Origin of the sequence: Blastococcus litoris, from assembly GCF_003075095.1 — a bacterium.
In the GTDB taxonomy this organism is placed as follows: domain Bacteria; phylum Actinomycetota; class Actinomycetes; order Mycobacteriales; family Geodermatophilaceae; genus Blastococcus_B; species Blastococcus_B litoris.
The window spans coordinates 91,443-117,053 of sequence record NZ_QCZF01000008.1; the positions used below are offsets into that span (position 1 = coordinate 91,443).

Sequence of the window (25,611 nt, forward strand, 5' to 3'; positions counted from 1 at the left end):
ACTTCGGGCTGAGGGGCGGTGTGGGGTCGGCCGAATGCCGCTGGTGGTTCAGGCGGTCGCGGTGAGCCCGACCGATTCGGCGCTGACCTGCCAGAGCCGCGCAGCCACTGCCTCGTCGTAGCTGCCCGGGGAGGACGACGTGGCTGTGCTGCTGACGAAGTACCGGCCGCTCACCTCCGCCAGCTCGGGGGCCGAGGTCAGATGAATGGAGGTGACCGCGCCTCGGGTCACCGACTTCATGAACGGCCGCAGCAGCGGGACGAAGATGCGTTGGGTGCCTGCGGGGTCTTCAGAGCCGAAGCCGGTGCGCACCATGCCCGGGTGCAGGGCGTTGACGGTGACGGCGAAGCCCTCCAGTCGCCTGGCCAGTTCGTAGCTGAACAGGATGTTGGCGAGCTTGGACTGGTTGTACGCCCGACCGCCGGAGTAGCTGCGTTCGCCCCGCAGGTCGTCGAAATCGATGCGGCCCAGCTTGTGGGCGTTGGAGGCGACGGTGACCACGCGGGCCGGGGCGCTGTCCTTGAGCCGGTCGAGGAGCAGGTTGGTGAGCAGGAACGGCGCGAGGTGGTTGAGGGCGAAGGTGCGTTCGAGCCCGTCCGCGGTGATGTGTCGGGTGTTCCAGTAGCCCCCGACGTTGTTGACCAGTGCGTCGATGCGGGGCATGCGCTCGAACACCTCGCCGGCCACCCGCCGCACCTCGGACTGGGCGGACAGGTCGGCGATGAACGCATCCACCGGTCCGCCGCCGGCGGCACGGATCTCGCGGACCGCGTCCTGGGTCCGCTGGGGGTCGCGGCCGGTGACTGCGACATGCGCTCCGAGCGCGGCGAGGCCGAGGGCCGTCGCCTTGCCGATGCCTCCGGTGCCGCCGGTGATCAGCACCGTCTTCCCGATCATCGGCCTCGACCGGGGTGGTGGGTGTCGGTGGCCCAGCGCCGACGGGGAGGGCGTTCGGTTCTCGGTCATGCCGCGCTCCCCGCGTCCGGAGTGGGGGTCGTGGTGGGGGTGACGGAGACGACGAGCTTGCCCCGGGCCCGCCCGTCGAGCAGGTGACGGATGGCTGCGGCGACGCCGGTCAGCGGGTAGGTCCGGTCGATGGCGGGGGTGACCGTGCCGGCCTCGATGAGCTCGCGCAGGGCTTCTAGGTCAGCGGCGTTCTCCGACGCGACGAAGGTGCCGAGCTTCTGGCCGATGAACGCCGACAGCAGCGTGGCCCGGATCTGGCGGTCGCTGCCACCCAGCCACCGTCCGTCGGTCTCGCCGCCGACGATGACCAGCCGCCCGGTCGGGGTGAGCGCGCGGCGCAGCCGGGAAAGCCGGCTGTTGCCGCCGGTGTCGAGGACGACGTCGTAGCGATGCCGGCCGTCGGTGGCATCCTCCCGGGTGTAGTCGAGAACATGGTCGGCACCCAACGCGCGGACCGCGTCGACCTTCGCCGTGCTGCACACCCCGGTGACCTCGGCCCCGAACGCCTTGGCGATCTGCACAGCGAAGCTGCCCACTCCACCGGAGGCGCCGATGACGAGCACCTGCTGGCCGGCCTGGATCCGTCCGTGATCGCGGACGGCCTGCAGCGCGGTCAGTCCGGAGACGGGCACGGCTGCGGCCTGGTCGAAGGTGAGGTTCACCGGCTTGGCGGCCAGCTTGTCCGGTCGGGCGCGGGCGTACTCGGCGAAGGTGGCGTCGCCGACACCGAACACGGCGTCGCCCACTGCGAAGCCGGTCACGGCGGCCCCGACCGCCTCGACCGTTCCTGCCAGACTCCGTCCCGGGTTGGTGTACTTGGGACGGCGCACCCCGAAGCCGGCCAGCCGGATGGGGTAGGGCAGCCCGGCCATGATGTGCCAGGTGCCACGGTCGACGCTGGCCGCGTGCACCCGGACGAGGACCTCGTCGTCCGCGATGGTGGGCCGGTCAATCCCTTCGACGCGGAGGACCTCCTCGGGGGCGGGGCCGTAGCGGTCCTGCACGACCGACGTCATGGTGAGGCGCCCTCTGCCCGTGGCGGGCGGGTCGGTGAGCGGGTTGGAGTGCGTGGTCGCCATCGGGATCGTCTTCTCTCGTCGTTGACCGGGTCGTTCGGGAGGTGGCGCGCTGGAGGACGAAGTCGCTGTGGTGCTGTGGTCGAGCCCGATGCTGGAACCGACAGAACGGTTGCGGGTCCGGAAGAAGGGACGGATTCAGTGGGTTACCCGCCTGGTCTGGTGCGGGGGTGGAAGGCCGTCCCTAGCCCGCCGACAAGGTTGGCGCCCGATGGGACGTTGGCTAGGCGACCGGCGCCGGAGCCACCGGGCTGGGACCACCGGGCACCCCGGAAGGCGGCGGGGCCGTGGATACCGCCGGGGTGGAGCCGGGGTCGGTGCCGCCCTGGTCGAGCCGGAACGGCGGATACCGGTCGGTCATCAGCGCGGCGTAGGCGGCCACCCGCAGCGCCCAGCGGTCCATGCCGAGGATGAAGTCGTACAGCGACCGGGGGTAGCGGCCGGTGAACAGGATCACGATGCCGGCGATGAGCACGAGCAGGCCGACCAGCCCGCCGGCCGCCCACGCGTCGCTGCTGTGCCGCCCGTGCGCGCCGAACCACAGGCCGCCGCCGACGAAGATGCCGACGATCACGTACTGCGGGATGGCCAGCAGCCACCACTTGATCAGGACGAGCCCGCGGGACAGCCGCTCGGGATAGGCGACGTCCAGGTGCGCCGGGTAGTCCGCGACCTCAGCGAGGGTGAAGGGCGGGTAGCGGTCGGTGGCCAGTGCCCCGTAGCCGTAGTAGTGCACCCGCCACGACCAGCGCATGACACCGATGTTGAAGTCGAACAGCCCCCGCGGGTAGCGGCCGGTGACAAGGATCGCGAAGAACGCGACGATCCCGACCGCGTAGAACGCCAGCCACAGGAACACCAGCACGACCAGGTGTGGCACCAGCAGCAGCCACTTGACCAGCCACAGCCCGCGGGAGACGGCTTCGGGCTCTGCTGCCCCGTCCACGCGCACGGGGTATGGCGGGCGGTACTCGGTCATGACGACCTCTCCGCCCATCGGCTCGTGCCAATCCCGGCGAAAGCCGGAGTGCCGGTGGAGCGCCCCCGCTCGGTGCGCACCCCACGATGTGAGGTGGCGTCGGGGACCATCCTCGCGGCCGGAAAGGGTGTCAAGGGGCGCAGCCGCGGCCCCGCATCCCCGGCCTGGACGGCGGTCACCGGGTCCTCCCGCGCGTGAGGCGGACCCGCAGCCGATGCAGCTGGGGCATCAGCCCGTAGATGACGATCGGCACCGCGACGGTGGCCAGCACGAACGTGCGCAGCAGGGGCGGCAGCGTCGTCAGCCAGTCGCCCAGTGCCAGGTTGAGCACGGTGAGGGTGGGGAAGACGGCCAGCCAGATCATCAAAGCCAGCTGGTGCTTGCTCGGCGGCGCGATCGGCGCGGACGCGGGAATCGGGGATCGGTCGGACATGGGTGCTCCTGGGGGTCGAAGGGGGGGGTGAGGTGCGAATGGGCGGGTGGTCTCAGACCACGGCGCCGGTGGTGAAGGCGTGCACGGCGGCGCGGACGTCCTCATCGACGAGGTCGCCGTTGATAGCGATGGCGGCCGCGGAACCTTCGCCGGCGGCGGTGATGACCTGAGCGCGCGGATTGGCGACATTGCCGGCGACCCAGACGCCGCCGACGCTGGTCGACCCGTGGGGACCTGTGGTGACCCAGCCGTTCTCGTCCATGGCGCAGCCCAGGCCCACCAGCAGGTCGTTGTTCGCGATGAACCGCTGCGGGACGAACAGCGCCGTCCGCGGGACGACGCGCCCGTCGTCGAGCTCGACGCCGCAGAGGTGGTCGTCCTCGACGAGGACCTGCTTCACGGGGCCCTCGACGATCCCGATGGCCCGGGCCACCAGCTGCGCCCGCTCGGCGGCGGTGAGTCTGCCGGCCTGCGTGAAGAGGACGACGTCGTCGGTCCACTGGCGGACGATCTGGGTGTAGCGGACCGCGTCGGGTGAACCGCCGAGGACGCCGAGGGGCTGGTCCCGGACCTCGTAGCCGTGGCAGTACGGGCAGTGCAGCACGTCGCGCGCCCACCGGTCCCGCAATCCAGGGATGTCGGGCAGTTCGTCTCGCAGGCCGGTCGTCACGAGCAGTCGGCGCGTCGAGATCCGCCGGCCGTCGAAGAGGAGGACCCAGAAGCCCGCGGACCCGTACCGCACCAGCACCCTGACGGTGCCGGACAGGATCTCCCCGCCGTAGCCGATCACCTCCGCCCGTCCGAGGGCCAGGAGGTCACCGGGCGGCAGACCGTCGCGGGACAGGAATCCCTGCATGTGCGCGGCTGGAGCGTTGCGCGGCGTTCCGGCGTCCACCACGAGAACGCGGCGGCGGGCCCGCGCCAGCACCAGCGCCGCGGACAGCCCGGCCGCGCCGCCGCCGATCACCACTACGTCGCAATCGCTCATGCCGGAAGGCTGGCGAGGGCATCGCCGCCGCGACAACAAGCGTCCCTGTTTCCGGGAAACGCGGTGGGATGGGTGCGTGGACACGACAGTTATCGCGGCGGCGCTTGATCAGGTGGCACCGCGGCTGAAACGCTTGCGCACCGCACGGGGGCTGACGCTCACCGGTCTCGCGGCGACGACCGGCATCTCGAAGAGCACCTTGTCCCGGCTGGAAACCGGACAGCGCCGCCCCAGCCTGGAGCTGTTGCTCCCGCTCGCGCAGGCCTACCGCGTACCCCTGGACGACCTTGTGGGCGCACCCGAGGTGGCCGACCCTCGCCTTCGCCTCAAGCCCCGGCGCGCCCGCGGGCGGACCGTCATCCCGCTCACCCAGCAGCCCGGCGGCATCCAGGCACGCAAGATCCTTATCCCCATCGCGACTGCCGAGCCCGCACTGCGCTCCCATGAGGGGCACGAGTGGTTGTTCGTCCTGACCGGCCGCATGCGGCTCCTCCTCGGCGAGCAGGACCTCGTCCTCGGACGAGGTGAGGTGGCCGAGTTCGACACCCACGTGCCGCACTGGTTCGGCAGCACCGGTGACGACTCCGCGGAGGTCTTGAGCCTGTTCGGAGAACAGGGCGAGCGGATACACGTCCGCGCCAAGGCGGGGCGTACGTAGCCACACTGACACCTCATTCCATGCATCGACCCTGAGCTCAACGCTGTCCGCCGCCAAGGAGGGCGCCGCCCTCGCCGCCTGCCTGAGAGCCACCATGCGCGCCGGAGACGGGGAGCCCGGCGCGGTGCAAGACCTGCGGTCCATCCATGACGACACCGAGAGTTTCGGTGACCGCGAGGTTCAGGCGATGGCGAGCGCGGCACGGGTCGGAGCGACGAACCTCTGATCGGTGGATCTGGTTGAGATCAAGTTTCCGGCATGCATGTCAAGATCACTTCGAATCCCGAGGCGACAGGGCGGCGGGTCGGGAAACGGACCAGACGGGGGTATGCAGATGCCTAGGCGCAACGCCCCGACCTGCAGGAACGGGCGACAACCAACAGTGAAAGCGGTGGTTCGGCCGGTCCCCCCGCTACCACCGACAGGAAGCCCGGCCCCTCAGGGGGTCGGGCTTCCTGTCTTTCAACGACGCTGTCCCGGGCCCGTGCGGGGTCGGGGGTCGCTGTCGAGCCGCTCAGACGACGCTGAGGTAGGCCTCGACCTTGGTCAGGTGGTGCGTGCGCCGGGGCGCCGGCACCGGTTCGGGCCGCGCGACCGCGTCGGAGGGCGCCGGTGGCACGGAGCTCCGCGGCGCCGGCGGCTGCACGACGTGGGCGGGCTTCGCCGGGCGGATGCCCATCGCCGCGAAGAGCGCGTGCGGTCGCGTGGCGTCCGCCTCGTCGCGGTCCTGGCGGTGCACGACCGCCGGGAACGGCTCCTTGTGCGGCGGACGCTTCGGATCGGGCAGGCGCAGGTCGGACAGGTCCACCCAGGCGGAGTGGCGCAGCCCGTCGACGCGGCAGCGCACGCGTGCGGCCACCCGGTCGTCGCTCTCGTGCCGCCAGCCGATCAGCTCGCCGGAGTACCAGATCCCACGGTGGTGGATCTCCACCGGCTGTGGCTCCCCGGCGAACATGCTCGCCGCGTCATCCCCCACCACGTAGCGGACTGTAAGCGGGCGAGCACGCTGCGAGCGGCAAGGCGCGCGCGTGCTGGGACCGGTGTGACGGAGTGGTACCGGAGGGCGTCCCGGGTGGCGGTGGGGCCGCTCCGGGTGGTGTGTAACCTGGGACGCGCGACGCGGGGTGGAGCAGCTCGGTAGCTCGCTGGGCTCATAACCCAGAGGTCACAGGTTCGAATCCTGTCCCCGCTACGACGAAAGGCCCGGTCACCACGGCGACCGGGCCTTTTTCGTGCGCGCACCGGTGCAGTGTGTTGTGCACCACGGCCTGCACTCCCTAACGTCAGCGCCAGTCACCGTTGACCGTTACTGCAGGAGGTCGTGCCCCATGGCCGTCGACGCCGCATCCGGACTGGCTCCCGCAGCCCCCGACCTGGACGACATCGACCTCTCCGACCGCGACTTCTGGGTCGAGCCGCCCGAGGTGCGGCACGCCGTCTTCGACCGCCTGCGCGCCGAGCGCCCCTTCGCCTTCTTCGCCGAGCCGGAGGTGCCCGGCATGCCCATGGGGCCGGGCTACTGGGCTGTCACCCGGCACGCGGACCTCGACGCGATCAGCTCCCAGCCCCAGGTCTTCTGCTCGGGCAAGGGCGCGGTCTCGATCCAGGACATCCCGGCCGACCTGCACGAGTTCTACGGCTCGATGATCAGCATGGACGACCCCCGGCACGCCCGGATCCGGCGGATCGTCTCGAAGACCTTCACGCCACGGATGCTGGAGCGCGTCGTCGACTCGGTGCGCGGGATCGTCGAGGAGGTGCTGGCCGAGGCGCGGCGCACCGCCGAGGCGAACGGCGGGTCGCTAGACGTCGTCGCCGACATCGCCGCGCCCATCCCGCTCCGGGTCATCTGCGACATGATGGGCGTGCCCGCGGAGGACCGTGCGCAGGTGCTGGCGGCGTCCAACATCATCCTGTCCGGCGGCGACCCCGAGCTGATCGAGGACCAGGAGGAGCCGCTCACGGCTCTCTTCCAGGCCGGTATCGACCTCGCCGGGATCATGGAGCGGCTGGCCGCCGAGCGGTTGGAGAACCCCACAGACGACCTGACGACGGCGTTGGTGACCACCGAGGTCGACGGCGAGCGCCTGACCCACCAGGAGATCGGCTCGTTCTTCATCCTGCTGCTCGTCGCCGGCAACGAGACGACGCGCAACGCCATCTCGCAGGGCATCCTCGCGCTGTCGGAGCACCCCGAGCAGCGGGCGCGCTGGATGTCCGACCCGTCGATCGACAAGACGGCGGTGGAGGAGATCGTGCGCTGGACCAGCCCGATCACGTGGATGCGGCGCACGGCGACGCAGGACGGCGAGGTGAACGGGCACCGGTTCGCCGCCGGTGACAAGTTCCTGCTGTTCTACGCCGCGGCCAACCGCGACCCGGCGTTGTTCGCCGACCCCCAGGTCTTCGACCTGACCCGCGACCCGAACCCGCACGTCGGGTTCGGCGGGCACGGTCCGCACTTCTGCCTCGGCGCGCACCTGGCCCGACGGGAGATCGCGGTGACCTTCCGCCAGCTGTTCGACCAGCTGCCCGACCTCGAGGTCGCCGGGGAGCCGGCCCGCCTCCGGTCGTCGTTCGTCAACGGGCTCAAGCGGTTCCCGGCACGGCTGACCGGTGCGGCGTGAGCCGCGTCGAGGTGGACCGCGAGCGCTGCGTGGGATCGGGTACCTGCGAGGCGCTGGCGCCCGACGTGTTCGAGGTGGACGACGACGGAGTCCTGGTCGTGCACCGACCGGAGCCGGGCGAGGACGAGCGCAACGACGTCGAGGACGCCGTCCAGGCATGCCCGACGCGGGCGCTGTCGCTCGCGGAGTGATCGGACCGGCTCAGCCGGGGTAGGGGAGCGGCATGGAGCCCACTGTGAAGGACGTCCCCGAGGCCAACCGGTACGAGATCCGCGACGGCGAGCAACTGCTCGGCCACGCCGACTACCAGCGGCGGGGCGACACCACCGTCTTCACCCACACCGAGGTCGACCAGGACTCCGGACGCACGGGGCTGGGCAGCACGCTGGTGAAGGCCGCGCTGGACGACGTCCGGTCGAAGGGCGGCTCGGTCGTCCCGCAGTGCTCGTTCGTGCGGGGTTACATCGACAAGCACGAGGAGTACGCCGACCTGGTGCAGGCGCGGTAGCTCCGCGTCAGAGCACGTGCTGGCCGTACATCTCGCCGAGCGGGTCGGCGATGAGCTCGATGCGGGCACCGTCGGGGTCGCGGAAGTAGACCGAGACGCCGCTGTGCACCTCGTGCTCGACGCCGGCCTCGGTCAGTCGCTGGACCAGGGTCGACCAGCGCTCGGGGTCGACGCTGATCGCCATGTGGTGCAGCCCGCCGAGCACCTCGGCGTACGGGCCGACGTCCAGGCCGGGGAAGTCGAAGAACGCCAGCAGGTTGCCGTTGCCGATGTCGAAGAAGAAGTGCGACGAGCCGGGGTAGTCGCGGTTCTCGATCAGCTCGGTGAGCGGGAAGCCGAGCACGTCCTGGTAGAAGCGCACGGTCCGCTCGACGTCGCCGCTGATCAGCGCGGTGTGGTGGAGCCCGCGCGCGGTCGACCCGGGGCGCTCGCCGGCCGGCTTGAGGTGCACCTCGCGGATGCGGGCGCGCTCGGCCTCGAGTGCGGTCAGGTCGCGGGTGTTCTCGGTGGTGCTCACGGGGCGGATCCTCCTCGGTCGGGCCGTCTGCCGGGCCCAACCGCGACGCGGTGGATCTGCTTCCCGCTCAGGCGGTGAGGGCGCCGTCGCCGGACGGGGCCAGCTCTGCCGTCAGCCGGTCGAGCGGGATGCCCAGCGCCTGGGCGAGCGCGGCGACGGTGAAGAAGGCCGGCGTGGGCACGCGCCCGGTCTCGATCTTGCGCAGCGCCTCCAGGCTGACGCCCGAGGCGGCCGACACCTCCGCCGGGGTGCGGGTGCCGCGGGCCTCGCGGAGCAGCGCACCCAGCCGGCGGCCGCGCTCGCGCTCGGCAGGGGTCAGCGGGGGGCGCACCATGCCCGTGATAGTAATACCGGGATAGTCATACCGGAAGGACGGCGACGTGATCGAACTGCGCACACCCGGCGAGCTGGACGCGATGCGGGCGGCCGGCGCCGTCGTGGCCGACATGCTGGCCGCCGTCCGGGCGACCGCGGCACCCGGCGTCCGGCTGAGCCAGCTCGACGCCGTCGCCCGCGACGTCCTGGCCGACGCCGGCGCCACCTCGCCGTTCCTCGGCTACGCGCCGCTGTCCACCACGCCGCCCTTCCCGGGCGTCGTGTGCCTGTCGGTGAACGACGTCGCCCTGCACGGGATCCCCTCGCCGGACGTCCTCGACGACGGCGACCTGCTCAGCGTCGACGCCGGCGCGACCCTCGACGGCTGGGTCGGCGACGCGGCGATCACCTTCCCGGTGGGGACGCCGCGCCCCGAGGACCTCGAGCTCGTGGCGACCACCGAGCGGGCGCTGGAGGCCGGCATCGCGGCGGCCGTCGTCGGCAACCGGATCGGGGACATCTCCGCCGCCATCGGCGCCGTCGGCCGGGCTGGGGGAGTCGGCATCAACACCGACCAGGGCGGCCACGGGGTCGGCCGGTCGATGCACGAGGCGCCGAGCGTCCCGAACGAGGGCCGGGCCGGTCGCGGGGTGCCCCTGCGCGCCGGGCTGGTCATCGCGATCGAGCCGTGGTTCCTGGGCGGTGGGAGCGACGACTACCGGGTCGACGCCGACGGCTGGACGCTGCGCAGCGCCGACGGCAGCCGCGCCGCCCACGTCGAGCACACCGTCGCCGTGACAGCTGACGGACCGAGGATCTTGACCCTTCCCAGGTAGCCACCCGGTCGTGCCGAGTGGGCCCGGAGGGTCCGCGCAGGCGCGACGAAGCGGCTCAGTGCGGCCGGGGGACGGCTCCTGGCCGCGGTGTGACCCGGAGGGTCACCGTGTCATCGCCTGGTCGAGGTCGGCGAGGAGGTCGTCGACGTCCTCGATGCCGACCGAGAGCCGCACCAGGTCGGCCGGCACCTCGAGCGGTGAGCCCGCTGCGCTGGCGTGGGTCATGCGGCCCGGGTGCTCGATCAGCGACTCGACACCGCCCAGCGACTCGGCCAGCGTGAACAGCTGCGCGCGCTCGCACACCTTCAGCGCGGCGTCCTCGCCGTCCTCCAGCCGGAACGAGATCATCCCGCCGAACCCCGACATCTGCTTCGCCGCGACGTCGTGACCCGGGTGCGACGGCAGGCCCGGGTACAGCACGGTCGAGACGGCGGGGTGGTCGAGCAGGAACTCCGCCACGCGCGCGGCGTTCGCCGAGTGCCGGTCCATCCGGACGCCGAGCGTCTTGAGGCTGCGCAGCACCAGCCACGAGTCGAACGGCGACGCGACGGCGCCCATCGCGTTGTGGTTGTAGGCCAGGCGCTCGCCGAGCCCCGCGTCCCGCGTCACCAGGGCACCGCCCACGACGTCGGAGTGCCCGCCGAGGTACTTGGTCGTGGAGTGGACGACGACGTCGGCGCCGAGGGTGAGCGGGCGCTGCAGGTACGGCGAGGCGAAGGTGTTGTCGACGACGAGCAGCGCGCCGGCCTCGTGCGCGACCGCCGCGGTGGCCTCGATGTCGGTGATGTTCAGCAGCGGGTTGCTCGGCGTCTCGCACCAGACCACCCGCGTCGTGGGCCGCATCGCGGCGCGCACGGCGTCGGGGTCGTCGAGGTGGACCGGCGTGTGCTCCAGGTCCCACTCCGACAGCACCCGGGAGATCAGCCGGAAGGTGCCGCCGTACGCGTCGCCGCCCAGCACGACGTGGTCACCGGCGCGGCAGACCGTCCGGAGGAGGGTGTCCTCCGCGGCGAGACCGGACGCGAAGGCCAGCGCCGTCGAGCCCTCCTCCAGCGAGGCGAGCGCCTCGTGCAGGGCGTTGCGCGTCGGGTTGCCGCTGCGGCTGTACTCGTAGCCGCCGCGCAGGCCGCCCACGCCGTCCTGCTTGTACGTCGTCGTCAGGTGCACCGGGGGGATGACCGCGCCGGTGGCCGGGTCGGGCTCCTGCCCCGCGTGGATCGCCCGCGTGCTGAAGCCGCTCATCGCGTGATCCCCGCCAGGTGGCTGAGCACGTCCTGCCGGGTGACGACGCCGGCGGGCTTTCCGTCGACGTGCACCAGCAGCGCGTCGTTCGAACCCAGCGCGGTGACGGCGGCGGTCACCGCCTCGCCCGAGCCGATGATCGGCAGCGGCGGCGACATGTGCTTCTCCACCCGGTCGGCCAGGGTCGCCGTCCCGGCGAAGAGGGCGTCGAGCAGGGTCTTCTCGTCCACCGAGCCGATGACCTCGCCGGCGGTGACCGGGGGCTCCGCCCGCACGACCGGCATCTGGCTGACCCCGTACTCGCGCAGGATGTCGATCGCGTCGCGGACGGTCTCGTTGGGGTGCGTGTGCACCAGGGACGGCGTCTCGCCCGACTTGGTGTGCAGCAGCTCGCCGACCGTCTCGCCGACGGCGGAGTCCAGGAAGCCGTAGTCGGCCATCCAGCGATCGCTGAAGATCTTGTTCAGGTAGCCGCGGCCGCCGTCGGGGAGCAGCACGACCAGGACGTCGTCCTTGGTCAGCTTCTCCGCGGCGCGCATCGCCGCGACCACCGCCATCCCGCAGGAGCCGCCGACCAGGAGGCCCTCCTCGCGGGCCAGCCGCCGGGTCATGGCGAAGGAGTCGCCGTCGGAGACCGGGATGATCTCGTCGGCGATCTCGCGGTCGTAGGTGGAGGGCCAGAAGTCCTCGCCCACGCCCTCGACCAGGTAGGGGCGACCGGTGCCGCCCGAGTACACCGAGCCCTCCGGGTCGGCGCCGACCACGCGGACCTTCCCGCCCGAGACCTCCTTGAGGTACCGGCCGATGCCGCTGATCGTCCCGCCGGTGCCCATGCCCGTCACGAACGTGGTGATCCGGCCCTCGGTCTGGGCCCAGAGCTCCGGCCCCGTCGTCTCGTAGTGCGACTGCGGGTTGGCCGGGTTCGAGTACTGGTCGGGCTTCCACCCGCCGGGCGTCTCCCGGGCCAGCCGGTCGGACACCGAGTAGTACGAGCGCGGGTCGGACGGGTCGACCGCCGTCGGGCAGACGACGACCTCCGCGCCGTAGGCCTTGAGGACGTTGATCTTCTCCTGACCGACCTTGTCGGGGCAGATGAAGATGCACCTGTAGCCGCGCTGCTGGGCGACCAGGGCCAGCCCGATGCCGGTGTTGCCGCTGGTCGGCTCGACGATGGTGCCGCCCGGCTTCAGGGCGCCGCTGGCCTCGGCCGCGTCGACCATGCGCACGGCGATGCGGTCCTTCACCGAGCCGCCCGGGTTGAGGTACTCGACCTTGGCCAGCACGAGCGGGGCGTCGGGGCCCAGGTCGCGGGTGATCGAGTTGAGCCGGACCAGCGGGGTGTTGCCGACCAGGTCCACGACGGACTCGGCGTACTGCACGGTGCCTCCTCGGTGCGGGTACGCGTGCCCGCTGCCCCCATCCCACCAGACGGACGTGTCCGGGGGTGGGCAGCGGGGCAGCCCCCGTGCATGACGACCCCTTCGATCCCCGTCGCCGAGCTCCGGGGCGGTGGCCGGATGCCGCTGCTCGGCTTCGGCACCTGGCAGCTGCGCGGACGCGAGTGCTACGACGCCGTCCGCGCAGCGCTCGACAGCGGCTACCGGCACCTGGACACCGCGACGATGTACCGGAACGAGGCGGAGGTGGGCCGGGCGCTGCGGGACTCCTGCGTCTCCCGGGACGAGGTCTTCGTGACCACGAAGCTGCCGCCCGACCGGGCCGACCGCCCCGAGGAGACGATCGCGGCGTCCCTCGACGCGCTCGGCCTGGAGTCCGTCGACCTCTGGCTGGTGCACTGGCCGCCCGGCGGTCCCGGTGTGGAGCTGTGGCGCCGGTTCCTCGCCGCGAGGGACGCCGGGCAGGCGAGGGACGTCGGCGTCAGCAACTACTCGCTGGCGCAGCTGGACACCCTGGCCGAGGAGACCGGGGAGATGCCGGCCGTGAACCAGATCCGCTGGGCGCCCGCCCTGCACGACGCCGCGGTCGAGGAGGGCCACCGGGAGCGCGGCGTCGTCCTGGAGGGCTACAGCCCGCTCACGAGCACCGACCTGGACGACCCGGTGCTGCGGGACGTCGCCGGGGCGCACGGCGCCACGACGGCGCAGGTGGTGCTGCGCTGGCACCTGGAGCACGGGATCGTGGTGATCCCGAAGTCCGCCGACCCCGGGCGGATCGCGGCCAACGCCGCGGTCACCGGGTTCTCCCTGTCGCCGGAGGAGGTCGGCCGCATCGACGCGCTGGCGGGCGGCTGACGGCCGGGGCGAGGATGCGGGCATGACTTCACCGGTGGGTACCCGCACCCTGGGCCGCGACGGCCTGACCGTCTCCTCCCTCGGCCTCGGCTGCATGGGCATGAGCCAGATGTACGGCGCGGCCGACCGGCAGGAGTCGATCGCCACCATCCACCGCGCGCTCGACCTCGGCGTCACGTTCCTCGACACCTCCGACGTCTACGGGGAGGGGCACAACGAGGAGCTGGTCGGCGAGGCGATCGCCGGACGGCGGGACGAGGTGCAGCTGGCCACGAAGTTCTCGCTCAGCCACGACGGGCCGGGCATGACCATCGACGGCCGTCCGGAGAACGTGCGGCGGTGCGCCGAGGCCAGCCTGCGGCGGCTCGCCGTGGACGTCATCGACCTCTACTACCAGCACCGCGTGGACCCGCAGGTGCCGATCGAGGACACCGTCGGGGCGATGGCCGAGCTCGTCGCGGAGGGCAAGGTCCGGCACCTGGGGCTGTCGGAGGCCAGCGCCGCCTCGATCCGGCGGGCCGTGGCCGTCCACCCGATCGCCGCGCTGCAGAGCGAGTGGTCGCTGTGGACCCGCGACCTCGAGGGAGAGGTGCTGGGCGTCGCCCGCGAGCACGGGATCGGCATCGTGCCGTTCAGCCCGCTGGGCCGCGGCTTCCTGACCGGCGCCATCACCAGCCCGGACGACTTCGCCGAGGACGACTGGCGGCGCACGCACCCGCGCTTCACCGGCGAGGCGTTCGCGGCCAACCTGCGGCTGGTCGAGGCGGTCCGCGACCTCGCGGAGCAGCGGGACGTGACGCCGGGGCAGCTCGCGCTGGCCTGGGTGCTGGCTCAGGGTGACGACGTCGTCCCCATCCCCGGGACCAAGCGGCGCAGCTACCTCGAGGAGAACGTGGGCGCCGCCGCCGTCGAGCTGACCGCCGACGACCTCGCGCGCCTCGACGCCATCGCGCCGCCCGGGGTCGCGGTCGGCGGGCGGTACGCCAACAGCGCCTACGCCTACGGCGACAGCCCGGAGCGGGTGGCGTGAGCGACCGGCTGCTCGTGGCGGTGTTCGCCTCGCCGGTGGCCGAGGTGCTGCTGCGGTGGGGGACGGAGCTCGGCTTCCGCACGGTGCTGGTGGAGCCCGGCGAGTCAGCGGGCGACGTCCGCGCCGACCGGACCGCGCGCGGCTTCGCGGAGATCGAGGACGAGCTCGCCGGCGGCAGCGCCGACGTCGTCGTCACCGACCACCACCGGGACGAGCTGGGCGAACTCCTCCGGGACGCGCTCGCGCGGCCGGCGCGCTGGATCGGCGTCATGGGCAACCCCCGGCACGAGGGCCCCCACGTCGCGGCGCTGACCTGCCTCGGGGTCCCGCCGGCGGAGATCGCCCGGGTGCACCGGCCGATCGGGCTGGACATCGGGTCCCGCCGGCCGGCCGAGATCGCCGTGTCGACGCTGGCCGGGCTGCTCGCCGACCGCAACGGCCGCGCCGGCGGCTTCGCCCACGGCGGCTGACCGACGTGACCGACGTGCTGCTCGGCGCAGATCTGGGCACCTCGGGTCTGAAGCTGGTCGCACTGGACGCGACGGGGGCGGTGGTCGCCGAGGCCGAGCACGCCTACGGGTACGACCGTCCGGCGCCGGGACGGGCGGAGAGCGACGTCGCGACGTGGCGGTCGGCCCTGGACAGCACGCTCGCGGAGGTCGCGTCCCGGCTCGGCGGGCGCCGGGCCGCGGCCCTCGGCTTCTCCGGGCAGATGCACGGGGCGGTCCTGGTGGACGACGACGGCGCGCCCCTGCGCCCCGCCGTGCTGTGGCCCGACCAGCGGGCCGCCGCCGAGCTCGACCGCTGGCGCGCCCTGCCCCCCGGCGCGCGCGCCGGTCTGGCCAACCCGCTGGTGCCCGGGATGACCGGTCCGGTGCTCGCGTGGCTGGGTGACCACGAACCGGAGGTGCTCGACCGGGCGGCGGCGCTGCTCCTGCCCAAGGACGCGCTGCGGGCCTCGGTGCTGCCCGGCGCCGCACCGGTCACCGACCGCAGCGACGCCTCGGCGACCCTGCTGTGGGACGTCGTCGCCGACTGCTGGAGCGCGCCGGCGGTCGGGGCGGCCGGCATCGACGCCGGTCTGCTGCCGCGGGTCGTCCCGTCGGCCGAGGTCGTCGGTGCCGCGGAGCTCGCGGTCGGGCAGGTGCCCGTGGTGGTGGGTGGCGCGGACACGCCGCTGGCGATGCTGGCGGCCGGCGCGGCCGGCGCACAGGTCAACCTCGGCACCGGCGCGCAGCTGCTGCGGTCCCGCCGGGAACCGACCGCGGCCCCCGACCCCGTCGTGCACACCTACGCCGACACCGCCGACGGCTGGTACGCGATGGCCGCGCTGCAGAACGGGGGCTCGGCGTGGGAGTGGGTGTGCGGGATCCTCGGGCTGTCGCTGACCGAGTTCGTCGCGGCTGCCGCGTCGGTGCCGGCCGGTGCCGGCGGCGTGGTGTTCCGGCCGTTCCTCACAGGGGAGCGCGGCGGCGTGGCCGGCCCGGACGACCGCGGGGCGTGGACCGGGCTGCACGCGGGCACCACCCGCGCCGACCTGGCACGGGCCGCGGCGGAGGGCGTCGTCTTCGCGATCCGGGCCGCGTTCGACCTGCTCGACGTCACCGACCACGCAGCCGTCCTGCTCACCGGCGGGGCGGCGCGCTCGGGCATCCTCACCCAGCTGCTGGCCGACGCCCTCGGGCGGCCGGTGCGTCCCCTCGGCCTGCGCAGCGCCTCCGCCGTCGGCGCCGCGCTCCTGGCCGGGCGGGGCGTCGGGCTCGACGTCGACCCTGCCCGGGAGGAGGGGCCGCTCGTGGAGCCCTACGGCGAGACGCACCTGGAGCAGGCGTACGCCCGCTGGGCGGCCTGCTGAGAGGTCAGTCGTGCCCGGGCAACCGGACGTGGCCGAGCGCGGCGTCGTGCAGGGCACCGTTGGTGGCGATCGCGTGCCCGCCGGCCGGACCGGGGGCCCCGGTCAGGTCGGTGAACCGGCCGCCGGCCTCGCGGACGATGACGTCGAGGGCGGCGAGGTCCCAGATCGACACCTCCGGCTCGCAGGCGATGTCCACCGCGCCCTCGGCGAGCAGGCAGTAGCTCCAGAAGTCGCCGTAGGCGCGGGTCCGCCAGACCGACCGGGTGAGGTCGAGGAAGCCGTCGAGCACGCCGCGCTCCTCCCAGCCCGAGAGGCTCGAGTAGGACAGGCTCGCGTCGCTGAGCTCGGTCACCTCGGAGACCCGGCAGCGGGCGGCGTTCTCCAGCCGCCGACCGGTCCAGGCACCCACGTCCTTGGCCGCCCACCAGCGCTTGTTGAGCGCGGGCGCCGACACCAGCCCGACGACCGGCTCGTCGCCGTCGAAGAGCGCGATCAGCGTCGCCCACACCGGCACCCCGCGGACGAAGTTCTTCGTGCCGTCGATCGGGTCGAGCACCCAGCGGCGCGGCCCGTGGCCGGTCGTCCCGAACTCCTCGCCCATCACCGCGTCGCGGGTGCGCGCCCGGCTCAGGGTGATCCGCAGCTGCTCCTCGACGGCGCGGTCGGCATCCGTGACCGGCGTCAGGTCGGGCTTGGTGTCGACCGCGAGGTCCTGCGCCTTGAACCTGTCGAGGCTGATCGAGTCGGCCTGGTCGGCCAGCACGTGAGCCAGCCGCATGTCCTCCGAGAAGCCCCGCCCCGACGTCATGGGCACCCAACCTAGTCGGGCCGGTCCCCGAGGACGTCGAAGCGGGCCCGGAACGGCGTCGATACCGTCGGGGAGTGGACGCCGCGACGATCGCCGGGCTGCTGGCCGACCCCGCCCGGCTCAAGGTCGTCGCCGCTCTCGCCCTCGGTGCCACCACCATCGAGGAGGCCGCCGAGGCATCGGGCCTCCCGCTCAAGGACGTCGCGCTCGCCGCCCGTCGGCTGGCCCGTGCCGGGCTGGTCGCTCGCGACGGGCACGGGCTGGCCCTGCACACCGAGCGGTTCGGTGCCGCGGCGCGGGCCGCTGCGGAGTCGGCGCCGCCGCCGGAGCCGCTGTCCGCCGACCCCGCCGAGGACGCGGTGCTGTCGGCGTTCGTCCGCGGGGGCCGGCTGGTGTCGATCCCCGCCCAGCACAGCAAGCGCCGGGTGGTGCTGGACCACCTGGTGCGCGTCTTCGAGCCCGGCGTGCGCTACCCGGAGCGCGAGGTCAACGCGCTGCTCGGCGTGTGGCACCCGGACGTCGCGGCGCTGCGGCGGTACCTCGTCGACGAGGGGCTGCTGACCCGCGAGGCCGGTGTCTACTGGCGCAGCGGAGGCTGGGTCGACGTCTAGTAGCCGGGGCCGACCTGGCCGACGGCGCCGAGCAGCACCCGGAGGGCGGCCAGCTGCTGCTGCCGCACGGGCGGTCCCGCGGCCGCCCACGCGTCGAGGGCGCAGTCGGGGTCCTCGGCGGTGTGCCCGCAGCCGGGTGGGCACTCGGTGGCCGCCTCGGCGATGTCCTCGAAGGCCGCCAGGACGTCGTCGGCGGTGACGTGGGCCAGCCCGAACGAGCGGATCCCCGGCGTGTCGATGACCGTGCCGCCGCCGGGCAGGTCGAAGAGCACGGCCGAGGACGACGTGTGCCGTCCCTTGCCGATCTTGCTGACGTCGCCGGTCGCCCGGAACGCGTCGGGGACCAGCCGGTTCACCAGGGTCGACTTGCCGACGCCGGACTGCCCGACGAACACGCTCATCCGGTCGAACAGCCGGTCCAGGAGCGGCTCCAGCGGCGCCTCGCGGGAGAGGGCGACCGCGTCCAGGCTCAACCCCGCGTAGCGGTCGAGCAGCGGCTGGGGGCTGCCGAGATCGGTCTTGGTCAGGCAGAGCAGCGGCTCGAGGCCCCCGGCGTAGGCGGCGACCAGGCACCTGTCGAGGAAGCCCAGCGCCGGCTCGGGGTCGGTGACGGCGGTGACGACGACCAGCAGGTCGGCGTTGGCCACGACGACGCGCTCGGTGGGGTCGGTGTCGTCGGCCGTGCGGCGCAGCGACGTCGTCCGCTCCTCGATCGTGACGATGCGGGCGAGGGTGTCGGGGCGGCCGCTGGTGTCGCCGACGAGGCGCACGCGGTCACCGACCACCACTCCGTGCTTGCCGAGCTCGCGGGCCCGCATGGAGGTGACGTCGACCGGCTCGCCGGCCGGGCCCTCGACGCGCACGGTCATGCGCCCGCGGTCGACCGCCACGACCAGCCCGGGGACGGCGTCTTCGTGGGTCGGCCGCTGCCGGGTGCGCGGACGGGAGCCACGACGGTTGGGCCGGACCCGGATGTCGTCCTCGTCCGAGCGGCTGTCGTGCCGGCGGCTCAGGAGACCACCCCGGCCGGCTCGCCCAGCAGCCCGCTCCAGCGGTCCACGAAGTCGGGCAGCGTCTTGGTCACGGCGCCCGGGTCGCCCGCCCGCACGCCCTCGATGGCGAGCCCGAGGACGGCCGCCGCGTGGACCATGCGGTGGTCGGCGTAGGAGTCCAGCAGCGCAGGCCGCTGCGGGCCGGGCTCGATCACCAGTCCGTCGGGCAGCTGTTCCACCCGCGCGCCGACCGCCGTCAGCACCTCGTCGAGGGCCTGCAGCCGGTCGGTCTCGTGGCCGCGCAGGTGCCCGATGCCGGTCAGCCGCGAGGGCCCTCCGGCGAGCGCGCAGAGCGCGGCGAGCACGGGCGTCAGCTCGCCCACCTCGCCGAGGTCGGCGACCAGCGGCGCGATCGTGCCCGAGCCGGTGACCTGCAGCCCGTCGGCGGTCCGCCGCACCTCCGCGCCCATCTGCGTGAGCAGCCGGTCGAGCTGGGCGCCGGGCTGGGTGGTGGCCTCCGGCCAGTCGCGCACGGTCACCCGTCCGCCGGTCACCAGCGCGGCGGCGAGGAAGGGAGCCGCATTGGAGAGGTCGGGTTCGACGACGACGTCGCGCGCGGCGATGTCGCCGTGCGCGACCCGCCAGCCACGGCCGGTCGCGGCGACGTCGACGCCGTGCGCCCGCAGGGTCGTCACGGTCATGTCGACGTGCGGCATGGAGGGGACGCCGCCGGTCAGCGACAGGTCGAGCCCGTCGTCGAACAGCGCCGCGGCGAGGAGCAGACCGGAGACGATCTGGGAGGACTCGCTCGCGTCGACGGTGATGGCACCCCCGGCCACCCCTCCGGTGCCGTGCACGGTGAAGGGCGCCTTGCCGCGACCGCCGTCGTCCACCTCGACCCCGAGGTCCCGGAGGGCGGCGATCAGCCCCGCGTTCGGCCGTTCCCGCAGCCGCGGATCGCCATCGAAGGCGACCCGGCCGGAGGTGAGCGCCGCGACCGGCGGCAGGAAGCGGAGCACCGTGCCTGCCAGTCCGGCGTCGATGTCGGCCGGGCCGCGGAGCAGCTGCGGCGTCACCAGCCAGTCGGCGCCGTCCTCGGTGATCTCGGTGCCCAGGGACCGCAGGCCGGCCGCCATCAGGTCGGTGTCCCGGGCACGCAGCGGCCGCACCAGGCGGCTGGGCCCGTCGGCGAGGGCCGCCAGGATCAGGGCCCGCGCGGTGATCGACTTCGACCCGGGCAGGCTGACGACGGCGTCGACGGGTGCCGTGCGGTGCGGCGTCGTCCAGACCGGGGTCATGGCTACATCCTGCCCGGTCGGCGGCGTCGCACCGCGCGGCCCCGCCTCAGCCCGCCTGCGGCTTCTCGGCCTTCTTCGCCGGCACGGTGCGCAGCAGCCGCCGGTTGGCGAACTCGAACATCGCCAACTCGGAGAGCTCGCGGCCGTACCCGGAGCGCTTGATCCCGCCGAAGGGCAGCTCGGGGGAGGACCCGGTGGGCTGGTTGATCCAGACCATGCCGGCCTCGATCCGCTCGGCCACCGCGCGCGCCCGGTCGAGGTCGCCGCTCATGACGGTGGCGCCCAGGCCGTACACGGTGTCGTTGGCCAGGGCGACCGCCTCGTCCTCGTCCTTGACCTTGTAGACGACGGCGGCCGGGCCGAACAGCTCCTCGTGGTAGGCCCGCATGTCGGGGGTGACGTCGGCCAGCAGGGTCGGCTCGACGAAGGCGCCGGGCAGGTCTGGCCGGCCGCCGCCGGCCAGCACGGTGGCGCCCTTCTCGACGGCGTCCTGGATCTGCGCGTGAAGGTCCTTGGCCGCCTGCTCCGACGACAGCGGCGCGAGCGTTGTCGACGGGTCGGAGGGGTCGCCGGGGGAGAAGGTGGCCCAGGCCTGCTGCAGCCCGGCGACGACGGGCTCGTAGACGTCCTCCGTCACGATGATCCGCTTCGCGGCGATGCAGGCCTGGCCGGTGTTCTGCATCCGGCCGGTGGTCGCCGCCTTGACCGTGGCGCCGAGGTCGTCGGCGTCCAGGACGATGAACGGGTCGCTGCCGCCGAGCTCGAGCACCGACTTCTTCAGGTGCTTGCCGGCGAGGGCGCCGACCGCGCTGCCGGCGCGCTCGCTGCCGGTGAGCGTCACGCCCGCGATGCGCGGGTCCGCGACGACCTGCTCGACGTCGGCGATGCGCAGGAAGGTGTTGGTGAAGACGCCCTCGGGAGCGCCGGCGTCGGTGAACAGCCGCTCGATGGCCTGCGCGCACTGCGGGACGATCTCGGCGTGCTTGAGGACCACCGTGTTCCCGAGCACCAGGTTGGGGCCGGCGACGCGGACCACCTGGTAGTAGGGGTAGTTCCACGGCTCGATGGCCAGCAGCGCGCCGACCGGCTGCGTCTCGACGACGGCTTCGCCCTTGCCCAGCAGCGGCTGGATCGGCGTGGGCTGCAGGAACGCCGGCCCGTTGTCGGCGTAGTACTTGAGGATCATCGAGCAGAGGAAGAGCTCGCCGGCGGCCTCCTCGAGGCGCTTGCCCATCTCCTTGGTGGCCAGCGCGGCCAGCTCGTCGCGCCGCTCGTCCATGAGCTCGGCGGCCCGGCGGACCACGGCCGCCCGGTCCTCCACCGACCGCTGACGCCACTCCTGGAAGGCGGCGTGCGCCCGCCCGACGATCCCGTCGATCGCCTCGGTGGGGGTGAAGTCGAACTCCTGCTCCGTCTCGCCGGTGAACGGGTTCACCGTCGCGTAGCGCCGCTCCCCGGTGGGGCCGGCGGTCTTCGGGTGCTCGGTCGGGGGGTTCTGGGTGGCGGTCACGCGCGTGGTCCTCGTCTCTGGGGAACGTCGTCCGCTACGAGGTCTACCCCTCGGCCCGGGACGCACGCACGGCGGGTTGTCGCAGGCCGCACCTAGAGTCGGGGGGACAGCCCGAGCAGGGAGGAAGCGCCGATGTGCGGTCGCTACGCGGCCAGCCGCAGCCCCGACGACCTCGTCGTCGAGTTCGAGGCGGTCCGCGCCGAGGGCCAGGAGCCGCTGCCGGCCGACTACAACGTCGCGCCGACCAAGGACGTCTACGTCGTCCGGCACAAGAAGGAGCGCGACGCCGAGGGGGCGCCGACCGGCGCCGGGCACCGCGAGCTGCGGTCGGTGCGCTGGGGCCTGGTCCCCTCCTGGGCGAAGGACGCCTCGGTGGGCAACCGGCTGCTCAACGCCCGCGTGGAGTCGCTGACGGAGAAGCCGGCGTTCCGCAAGGCGGCGGCCTCGCGCCGGTGCCTCGTGCCCGCGGACGGCTGGTTCGAGTGGGCCAAGCGGCTGGACGCACCCACCAAGCAGCCGTACTTCATCACCCCCCAGGACGGCTCGGTGCTGGCCTTCGCCGGCCTGTGGGAGGTGTGGGGTCGCGGTGAGGACCGGCTCTACACCTGCACGATCGTCACCGCGCCGGCCGTCGGCGAGCTCGTCGAGATCCACGAGCGGATGCCGCTGGTCCTGCCGCCGGACCGCTGGGGCGCGTGGCTGGACCCGGCCCGGGAGGACGTCGGCGAGCTGACGGAGCCGACGCCGGTCGAGGTGGTCGAGGCGCTGGAGCTGCGGCCGGTGAGCACCGCGGTGAACAACGTGGCGAACAACGGGCGCGACCTCCTCGCCCGTGCGGAGTCGGTCAGCCCGCCGGCGGACCAGCCCGCGCTCTTCTGACGGTGACCGCCCCCGCGGAGCCGAGCCCGAGCACGGACCGGGGTACGGCCGAACCGTTGCCCGGGTGGGTCGCGGCAGCCGTCACCTTCCTGTGCTCGGGCGCGGTGCTGGTGATGGAGATCGTCGGGCTGCGGCTGATCGCCCCCTACGTCGGCGTCACGCTGCAGACGAGCACCGCGGTCATCGGCTACGCGCTGGCGGCGATCGCCGTCGGCGCCTGGGGCGGCGGGATCGTCGCCGACCGCACCGACCCGCGCCGGCTGCTCGCCCCGCTGATGGTCGCGGGCGGTGCGCTGGTCATCGCCGTCCTGCCGCTCGTGCGGTTCACCGGGTCGCTGCTCAGCGGCCCGGACGCCGGGGCGGTGCTGCTGCTGGCCGCGGTGGCGGTGGTCGTCCCGGCGGCGCTGCTGTCGGCGGTGCCGCCGATGGTGGTCAAGCTGCAGCTCGCGAACCTCGACGAGACGGGCGCGGTGGTGGGCCGCCTGTCGGGCATCGGCACCCTCGGTGGCATCGCCGCCACGTTCGTCACCGGCTTCGTGCTGATCGCGATCCTGCCCAGCAGCGTCATCCTGGTCGGCACCGGTGCCGTCACCGTGCTGGCCGGCGTGGCGGTGGCCGTGTTCCTGCGGCGGACTGCCGCGGGGAGGGTCCCCGCCGCGCTGCTGGTCCTCGCCCTCGCGGGGGCCGGTCTGGCGGCGATCGCGCCCAGCCCCTGCGAGACGGAGACCGGCTACCACTGCGCCCGGGTGGAAGCCGATCCCGGACGCGACTCGGGGCGCGTCCTCTACCTCGACACGGCGCGGCACTCCTACGTCGACCTGGCCGACCCGACCTACCTGGAGTTCCAGTACGTCCGGGCGATCGCCTCGGTGACGGACGTGCTGGGCGCCGAGGCGGCGCCGCTGTCGGCGCTGCACGTCGGTGGGGGAGGCCTGACCCTGCCGCGCTACCTGGCGGACGTGCGGCCCGGCACCGAGAGCCTCGTCCTGGAGGTCGATCCGGGTGTGGTCGCCATCGACCGCGAGCAGCTGGAGCTGGAGACGTCGGACCTCCTGCGGGTGCAGGTCACCGACGGACGGGTCGGTCTCGCCGGGGAGCGCGCCGGCTCGCGCGACCTCGTGGTGGGCGACGCCTTCGGCGGGTTGTCGGTGCCCTGGCAGCTGACCACCCGCGAGGCGGTCGCGCTGGTCGACCGCGCGCTGACCGACGACGGCGTCTACGCGATCAACCTCATCGACCACCCGCCGCTGGCGTTCGTCCGCGCCGAGCTGGCGACCCTGCGGGCGGTCTTCCCGCACGTCGCGCTGCTCGCCGGCCCGGCCACCCTGAGCGGGGACGAGGGCGGCAACGTCGTCGCCGTCGCCTCCCGGTCGCCGATCCCGGCGGCGGCCATCGCCCAGCGGCTGGCCGAGCGGGACCTCGACTGGCAGGTGGCCGAGGGGGAAGACCTCGACGACCTCGTCGGCGACGCGGCCGTGCTCACCGACGACTTCGCGCCGGTCGACCAGCTGCTCACCCCGTACGGCTGAGTCAGCGGCCGATCGGCGCGGTGCGCGCGCGGGTGAGCGCGACCAGGTCCTGGGGCGGCAGCTCCAGCTGCAGGCCGCGCTTGCCGGCGCTCACCATCACGGTCGCGAAGCCCAGCGCGGTGTCGTCGACGACGGTGGGCAGCGCCTTCTTCTGCCCGAGCGGGCTGATGCCGCCGAGCACGTAGCCGGTCGCGCGCTCGGCATCCGCGGGCTCGGCCATGGCCGCCTTCCGGCCACCGACCGCCGCGGCCAGCGCCTTGAGGTCGAGGGTGCCGGCCACGGGGACGACGGCGACGGTCAGCGTGCCGTCGACACGGGCCACCAACGTCTTGAAGACCCGGTGCGGATCGGCGCCGAGTGCGGCCACGGCGGCCTCGCCGTGGCCCTGGTCGGCCGGGTGCTCGGGGTCGTAGGGATGCAGGGTGTGCACCACCCGGGCCTTTTCCAGTACCCGCACCGCAGGGGTCGCCGCCACGGAGCCGGAGCGTAGCGAGGGTCTCGTGCGCGGTGGCCGCCGCCGGGAATCGGTGCCCACCGGCGTCGGTTGCAGGGACCGTGAGCAGCACCGTCTCCAGCGCCCGCCCCAGGGCCGCGCACCGGCGGCCCCCGGGCCGTCCCGACGCCGCGCGGCTAGGATCGACCGATGCGGCGCCCCGCATCCGGGGGCCCCAGAGAGGACGGTCGGTGCCTGAGCAGACCGCAGATCAGACCCCCGAGGTGACGGTTCCCGTCGAGACGCCCGAGGCCCGGGCCGACGGGAGCCGGTCCGGGGTGGCCGAGACCCGTGCCGAGCGGGACGCCCGCTTCGAGCGGGACGCGCTGCCCTTCCTCGACCAGCTCTACCCGGCGGCGCTGCGGATGACCCGCAACCCGGCCGACGCCGAGGACCTGGTGCAGGAGACCTTCGTGAAGGCCTACTCGGCCTTCCACCAATTCGCCGAGGGCACGAATCTCAAGGCGTGGCTGTACCGGATCCTGACGAACACCTACATCAACAGCTACCGCAAGAAGCAGCGCCAGCCGCAGCAGTACCCCACCGACCAGGTGCAGGACTGGCAGCTGTACGCCGCCGAGGAGCACACCTCCAGCGGCCTGCGGTCGGCCGAGATCGAGGCGCTGGACCACCTCCCGGACTCCGACATCAAGGAGGCCCTGCAGCAGCTGCCGGAGGACTTCCGGCTGGCGGTGTACCTCGCGGACGTCGAGGGCTTCGCCTACAAGGAGATCGCGGAGATCATGGGCACCCCGATCGGCACGGTGATGTCCCGACTGCACCGCGGCCGCCGGGGCCTGCAGAAGCTGTTGGCCGATTACGCCCGCGAGCGCGGCTTCGTCCGCGCCGGAGCCGGTGAGGAGGCGAGCCAGTCATGACCGACGACGTCCATGGCGGGGCTGAGCCGATCGACATCACCTCGTGCGACGACGTGCTCTCCCACGTCTTCGAGTTCCTCGACCACGAGACCGGGGACGCGCGGCGGGCGCAGATCGCCGAGCACCTCGAGGACTGCTCGCCGTGCCTGCGCGAGTTCGGCATCGAGCAGGAGTTCAAGGCGCTGGTACGCCGCCGCTGCGGGGGCGACGCGCCGCCGTCGGGCCTCCGCGAGCGGATCAAGATCCAGCTCACGAGCATCTCCTTCGAGGAGGACGGCACGCAGGTCAGCGTCGAGCGGATCACCGCCGAGCGCACCGGCGAGTAGCCACC

The 25,611-nt window shown here is 73.4% G+C and carries 29 protein-coding genes and 1 tRNA gene; 15 read left to right on the plus strand and 15 right to left on the minus strand.

Going from position 1 to position 25,611, the window contains the following annotated elements; translation table 11 throughout:
* Nucleotides 1-48: 48 nt before the first annotated feature.
* The 5 genes from DCS98_RS17150 to DCS98_RS17170 all read right to left on the minus strand — a co-directional run bounded on the left by DCS98_RS17150 (nt 49) and on the right by DCS98_RS17170 (nt 4,442).
* Nucleotides 49-897: an SDR family NAD(P)-dependent oxidoreductase gene (locus DCS98_RS17150; protein WP_116452607.1), complete on the minus strand. Its 849-nt coding sequence runs from the start codon at nt 895-897 to the stop codon at nt 49-51.
* 65 nt (nt 898-962) lie between these two features.
* A complete protein-coding gene (locus DCS98_RS17155) occupies nt 963-2,045 on the minus strand; it encodes an NAD(P)-dependent alcohol dehydrogenase (RefSeq protein WP_241038221.1) in 1,083 nt (360 codons plus the stop codon).
* Nucleotides 2,046-2,265: 220 nt separating this feature from the next.
* Complete coding sequence (locus DCS98_RS17160) at nt 2,266-3,021, minus strand: DUF4389 domain-containing protein (protein ID WP_116452738.1); 756 nt, start codon at nt 3,019-3,021, stop codon at nt 2,266-2,268.
* 175 nt (nt 3,022-3,196) lie between these two features.
* Entirely contained in the window at nt 3,197-3,454 is a 258-nt protein-coding gene (locus DCS98_RS17165; protein WP_116452608.1) for a putative antibiotic biosynthesis monooxygenase, read from the minus strand.
* A 52-nt stretch (nt 3,455-3,506) separates the two neighbouring features.
* On the minus strand, nt 3,507-4,442 hold the full coding sequence (locus tag DCS98_RS17170; RefSeq protein ID WP_116452609.1) for an NAD(P)/FAD-dependent oxidoreductase: 936 nt from the start codon (nt 4,440-4,442) through the stop codon (nt 3,507-3,509).
* A gap of 76 nt (nt 4,443-4,518) precedes the next feature.
* Between DCS98_RS17170 and DCS98_RS17175 the strand changes: the two genes are divergently transcribed.
* Nucleotides 4,519-5,100: a helix-turn-helix domain-containing protein gene (locus DCS98_RS17175; RefSeq protein WP_241038223.1), complete on the plus strand. Its 582-nt coding sequence runs from the start codon at nt 4,519-4,521 to the stop codon at nt 5,098-5,100.
* 514 nt (nt 5,101-5,614) lie between these two features.
* On the opposite strand, the gene DCS98_RS17180 is transcribed toward DCS98_RS17175, so the two are convergent.
* Complete coding sequence (locus tag DCS98_RS17180; RefSeq protein WP_164704632.1) at nt 5,615-6,079, minus strand: hypothetical protein; 465 nt, start codon at nt 6,077-6,079, stop codon at nt 5,615-5,617.
* A 139-nt stretch (nt 6,080-6,218) separates the two neighbouring features.
* Between DCS98_RS17180 and DCS98_RS17185 the strand changes: the two genes are divergently transcribed.
* From DCS98_RS17185 to DCS98_RS17200, 4 genes are all read left to right on the plus strand, one after another.
* A tRNA-Met gene (locus DCS98_RS17185) sits at nt 6,219-6,292 on the plus strand.
* A gap of 136 nt (nt 6,293-6,428) precedes the next feature.
* Nucleotides 6,429-7,727, plus strand: coding sequence for a cytochrome P450 (locus DCS98_RS17190; RefSeq protein WP_116452612.1), 1,299 nt, complete (start codon nt 6,429-6,431; stop codon nt 7,725-7,727).
* Nucleotides 7,724-7,918 carry a ferredoxin gene (locus DCS98_RS17195; RefSeq protein WP_116452613.1) on the plus strand — a complete coding sequence of 65 codons (195 nt, stop codon included), beginning with the start codon at nt 7,724-7,726 and terminating at the stop codon, nt 7,916-7,918. The genes DCS98_RS17190 and DCS98_RS17195 overlap by 4 nt, the downstream gene beginning before the upstream one ends.
* 32 nt (nt 7,919-7,950) lie before the next feature.
* Nucleotides 7,951-8,235: a GNAT family N-acetyltransferase gene (locus tag DCS98_RS17200; RefSeq protein WP_116452614.1), complete on the plus strand. Its 285-nt coding sequence runs from the start codon at nt 7,951-7,953 to the stop codon at nt 8,233-8,235.
* A gap of 7 nt (nt 8,236-8,242) precedes the next feature.
* Here the strand turns inward: DCS98_RS17200 and DCS98_RS17205 are convergent, their stop codons facing one another.
* Both DCS98_RS17205 and DCS98_RS17210 read right to left on the minus strand, forming a co-directional pair.
* The gene (locus tag DCS98_RS17205) at nt 8,243-8,752 is read right to left on the minus strand and encodes a VOC family protein (protein WP_116452615.1); all 510 of its coding nucleotides are present in this window, start codon (nt 8,750-8,752) and stop codon (nt 8,243-8,245) included.
* A 67-nt stretch (nt 8,753-8,819) separates the two neighbouring features.
* Nucleotides 8,820-9,086 carry a helix-turn-helix domain-containing protein gene (locus DCS98_RS17210; protein WP_116452616.1) on the minus strand — a complete coding sequence of 89 codons (267 nt, stop codon included), beginning with the start codon at nt 9,084-9,086 and terminating at the stop codon, nt 8,820-8,822.
* A 46-nt stretch (nt 9,087-9,132) separates the two neighbouring features.
* On the opposite strand from DCS98_RS17210, the gene map reads away from it, so the two are divergent.
* Nucleotides 9,133-9,903, plus strand: a complete 771-nt coding sequence (gene map / locus DCS98_RS17215; RefSeq protein ID WP_116452617.1) for a type I methionyl aminopeptidase — start codon at nt 9,133-9,135, stop codon at nt 9,901-9,903.
* A gap of 102 nt (nt 9,904-10,005) precedes the next feature.
* On the opposite strand, the gene DCS98_RS17220 is transcribed toward map, so the two are convergent.
* Complete coding sequence (locus DCS98_RS17220; RefSeq protein WP_116452618.1) at nt 10,006-11,145, minus strand: cystathionine gamma-synthase; 1,140 nt, start codon at nt 11,143-11,145, stop codon at nt 10,006-10,008.
* Nucleotides 11,142-12,524, minus strand: coding sequence for a cystathionine beta-synthase (locus tag DCS98_RS17225; RefSeq protein ID WP_116452619.1), 1,383 nt, complete (start codon nt 12,522-12,524; stop codon nt 11,142-11,144). The genes DCS98_RS17220 and DCS98_RS17225 overlap by 4 nt, the downstream gene beginning before the upstream one ends.
* A 90-nt stretch (nt 12,525-12,614) precedes the next feature.
* Between DCS98_RS17225 and DCS98_RS17230 the strand changes: the two genes are divergently transcribed.
* From DCS98_RS17230 to DCS98_RS17245, 4 genes are read left to right on the plus strand one after another with little or no spacing between them, the layout of a single operon-like run.
* Nucleotides 12,615-13,397 (plus strand): aldo/keto reductase, encoded by a 783-nt coding sequence (locus DCS98_RS17230; RefSeq protein ID WP_241038226.1) that lies wholly within the window; start codon nt 12,615-12,617, stop codon nt 13,395-13,397.
* A gap of 22 nt (nt 13,398-13,419) precedes the next feature.
* Nucleotides 13,420-14,427 (plus strand): aldo/keto reductase, encoded by a 1,008-nt coding sequence (locus tag DCS98_RS17235; RefSeq protein ID WP_116452620.1) that lies wholly within the window; start codon nt 13,420-13,422, stop codon nt 14,425-14,427.
* On the plus strand, nt 14,424-14,897 hold the full coding sequence (locus DCS98_RS17240; protein ID WP_116452621.1) for an XdhC family protein: 474 nt from the start codon (nt 14,424-14,426) through the stop codon (nt 14,895-14,897). Before DCS98_RS17235 ends, DCS98_RS17240 begins: the two co-directional genes overlap by 4 nt.
* Before the next feature lie 5 nt (nt 14,898-14,902).
* A complete protein-coding gene (locus DCS98_RS17245; protein ID WP_116452622.1) occupies nt 14,903-16,282 on the plus strand; it encodes an FGGY family carbohydrate kinase in 1,380 nt (459 codons plus the stop codon).
* A 4-nt stretch (nt 16,283-16,286) separates the two neighbouring features.
* Here the strand turns inward: DCS98_RS17245 and hisN are convergent, their stop codons facing one another.
* The gene (gene hisN / locus DCS98_RS17250) at nt 16,287-17,090 is read right to left on the minus strand and encodes a histidinol-phosphatase (protein WP_116452623.1); all 804 of its coding nucleotides are present in this window, start codon (nt 17,088-17,090) and stop codon (nt 16,287-16,289) included.
* 74 nt (nt 17,091-17,164) lie between these two features.
* Here hisN and DCS98_RS17255 point away from each other — a divergent pair, with 74 nt between their 5' ends.
* The gene (locus DCS98_RS17255; protein WP_116452624.1) at nt 17,165-17,701 is read left to right on the plus strand and encodes a DUF2087 domain-containing protein; all 537 of its coding nucleotides are present in this window, start codon (nt 17,165-17,167) and stop codon (nt 17,699-17,701) included.
* On the opposite strand, the gene rsgA is transcribed toward DCS98_RS17255, so the two are convergent.
* From rsgA to DCS98_RS17270, 3 genes are all read right to left on the minus strand, one after another.
* Complete coding sequence (gene rsgA, locus DCS98_RS17260; RefSeq protein ID WP_241038228.1) at nt 17,698-18,570, minus strand: ribosome small subunit-dependent GTPase A; 873 nt, start codon at nt 18,568-18,570, stop codon at nt 17,698-17,700. The two genes, DCS98_RS17255 and rsgA, sit on opposite strands and share 4 nt — an antisense overlap.
* A gap of 140 nt (nt 18,571-18,710) precedes the next feature.
* A complete protein-coding gene (gene aroA, locus DCS98_RS17265; RefSeq protein WP_116452626.1) occupies nt 18,711-19,991 on the minus strand; it encodes a 3-phosphoshikimate 1-carboxyvinyltransferase in 1,281 nt (426 codons plus the stop codon).
* 46 nt (nt 19,992-20,037) lie between these two features.
* Nucleotides 20,038-21,501, minus strand: a complete 1,464-nt coding sequence (locus DCS98_RS17270) for an NAD-dependent succinate-semialdehyde dehydrogenase (RefSeq protein ID WP_116452627.1) — start codon at nt 21,499-21,501, stop codon at nt 20,038-20,040.
* Nucleotides 21,502-21,633: 132 nt separating this feature from the next.
* On the opposite strand from DCS98_RS17270, the gene DCS98_RS17275 reads away from it, so the two are divergent.
* Together DCS98_RS17275 and DCS98_RS17280 are read left to right on the plus strand one after the other, a co-directional pair.
* Nucleotides 21,634-22,380, plus strand: a complete 747-nt coding sequence (locus DCS98_RS17275; protein ID WP_116452628.1) for an SOS response-associated peptidase — start codon at nt 21,634-21,636, stop codon at nt 22,378-22,380.
* A 56-nt stretch (nt 22,381-22,436) separates the two neighbouring features.
* The gene (locus tag DCS98_RS17280) at nt 22,437-23,909 is read left to right on the plus strand and encodes a fused MFS/spermidine synthase (RefSeq protein WP_241038230.1); all 1,473 of its coding nucleotides are present in this window, start codon (nt 22,437-22,439) and stop codon (nt 23,907-23,909) included.
* Between the two features lies 1 nt (nt 23,910).
* On the opposite strand, the gene ybaK is transcribed toward DCS98_RS17280, so the two are convergent.
* A complete protein-coding gene (ybaK, locus tag DCS98_RS17285) occupies nt 23,911-24,384 on the minus strand; it encodes a Cys-tRNA(Pro) deacylase (RefSeq protein WP_116452630.1) in 474 nt (157 codons plus the stop codon).
* A 209-nt stretch (nt 24,385-24,593) separates the two neighbouring features.
* On the opposite strand from ybaK, the gene DCS98_RS17290 reads away from it, so the two are divergent.
* Together DCS98_RS17290 and rsrA are read left to right on the plus strand one after the other, a co-directional pair.
* Nucleotides 24,594-25,280: a sigma-70 family RNA polymerase sigma factor gene (locus tag DCS98_RS17290; RefSeq protein ID WP_116452631.1), complete on the plus strand. Its 687-nt coding sequence runs from the start codon at nt 24,594-24,596 to the stop codon at nt 25,278-25,280.
* Nucleotides 25,277-25,606 carry a mycothiol system anti-sigma-R factor gene (gene rsrA, locus DCS98_RS17295; RefSeq protein WP_116452632.1) on the plus strand — a complete coding sequence of 110 codons (330 nt, stop codon included), beginning with the start codon at nt 25,277-25,279 and terminating at the stop codon, nt 25,604-25,606. Before DCS98_RS17290 ends, rsrA begins: the two co-directional genes overlap by 4 nt.
* The last annotated feature ends 5 nt before the right edge of the window (nt 25,607-25,611 follow it).

Excerpts from the sequence above, each read along its gene's own strand:
- DCS98_RS17210 (WP_116452616.1), bottom strand. The coding sequence starts at position 9,086 with ATGGTGCGCCCCCCGCTGACCCCTGCCGAGCGCGAGCGCGGCCGCCGG.
- DCS98_RS17230 (WP_241038226.1), top strand. The coding sequence starts at position 12,615 with ATGACGACCCCTTCGATCCCCGTCGCCGAGCTCCGGGGCGGTGGCCGG.
- DCS98_RS17220 (WP_116452618.1), bottom strand. The coding sequence starts at position 11,145 with ATGAGCGGCTTCAGCACGCGGGCGATCCACGCGGGGCAGGAGCCCGAC.
- DCS98_RS17190 (WP_116452612.1), top strand. The coding sequence starts at position 6,429 with ATGGCCGTCGACGCCGCATCCGGACTGGCTCCCGCAGCCCCCGACCTG.
- DCS98_RS17165 (WP_116452608.1), bottom strand. The coding sequence starts at position 3,454 with ATGTCCGACCGATCCCCGATTCCCGCGTCCGCGCCGATCGCGCCGCCG.
- DCS98_RS17275 (WP_116452628.1), top strand. The coding sequence starts at position 21,634 with ATGTGCGGTCGCTACGCGGCCAGCCGCAGCCCCGACGACCTCGTCGTC.
- DCS98_RS17235 (WP_116452620.1), top strand. The coding sequence starts at position 13,420 with ATGACTTCACCGGTGGGTACCCGCACCCTGGGCCGCGACGGCCTGACC.
- aroA (WP_116452626.1), bottom strand. The coding sequence starts at position 19,991 with ATGACCCCGGTCTGGACGACGCCGCACCGCACGGCACCCGTCGACGCC.
- DCS98_RS17155 (WP_241038221.1), bottom strand. The coding sequence starts at position 2,045 with ATGGCGACCACGCACTCCAACCCGCTCACCGACCCGCCCGCCACGGGC.
- rsrA (WP_116452632.1), top strand. The coding sequence starts at position 25,277 with ATGACCGACGACGTCCATGGCGGGGCTGAGCCGATCGACATCACCTCG.
- DCS98_RS17170 (WP_116452609.1), bottom strand. The coding sequence starts at position 4,442 with ATGAGCGATTGCGACGTAGTGGTGATCGGCGGCGGCGCGGCCGGGCTG.
- DCS98_RS17160 (WP_116452738.1), bottom strand. The coding sequence starts at position 3,021 with ATGACCGAGTACCGCCCGCCATACCCCGTGCGCGTGGACGGGGCAGCA.
- hisN (WP_116452623.1), bottom strand. The coding sequence starts at position 17,090 with ATGACGTCGGGGCGGGGCTTCTCGGAGGACATGCGGCTGGCTCACGTG.
- DCS98_RS17200 (WP_116452614.1), top strand. The coding sequence starts at position 7,951 with ATGGAGCCCACTGTGAAGGACGTCCCCGAGGCCAACCGGTACGAGATC.
- DCS98_RS17150 (WP_116452607.1), bottom strand. The coding sequence starts at position 897 with ATGATCGGGAAGACGGTGCTGATCACCGGCGGCACCGGAGGCATCGGC.
- rsgA (WP_241038228.1), bottom strand. The coding sequence starts at position 18,570 with ATGACCGTGCGCGTCGAGGGCCCGGCCGGCGAGCCGGTCGACGTCACC.